We start from the raw sequence: 524 nt of genomic DNA, 5'->3' as shown, positions 1-524 counted from the left end.
CCATCGCAAACGCCGTCAGGTCGAGCGTGAGTTGCTGGCCGTGGGCACGCGCTTTCTGGGCGGCTATCTGGTGCCGAACAGCCATGCCGCAGCGGTGCTGAGCGAAGCCAATCGGCTGACCGGCGAGGCGCGCGCTGCGGCTGAGGCGTTTCTGGCCGACTACGACCGCCACATCGATGCTTGGTGCGCGGCTTATCCCCGCTGGGAGCCGGCCATCCGCAAGGCCATCGATCCGCTCGAGGTGGTGCGTGCGCAGCTGCGCTTTCGGGTGCAGGCGTTGCGCATCGAGACCTCCTTGGCGGTGGCGGAGGATACCCTGGCTGAAGACCTCGAGGCCGTGGGTGAGACCCTGTTCTCGGAGGTTGAGCGCATGGCCCGGCATCTGGAAGCGTCGTTCCTGTTATTTCCCTCCCTGATCCGCAAACCACCGCCAAGATTCTCAGCCACACATCCACCGGTGAAGTGAAGAATGGGTGATACAAAGCGGTCGGGTTTGGAAGACGCTTTCTCACAGACGCCACCGC

1 protein-coding gene is annotated in these 524 nt (G+C 64.1%); it reads left to right on the top strand.

Annotated features, from left to right (window positions below):
• Nucleotides 1-466, top strand: a 466-nt coding sequence (locus VBE63_RS31130) for a DUF3150 domain-containing protein (RefSeq protein WP_323686799.1), incomplete at its 5' end; no start/stop codon positions are given.
• Nucleotides 467-524 lie beyond the last annotated feature (58 nt).

Origin of the sequence: Lamprobacter sp., from assembly GCF_034860625.1 — a bacterium.
GTDB lineage: Bacteria > Pseudomonadota > Gammaproteobacteria > Chromatiales > Chromatiaceae > Lamprobacter.
This window is presented reverse-complemented; position numbering and strand designations above follow the sequence as displayed.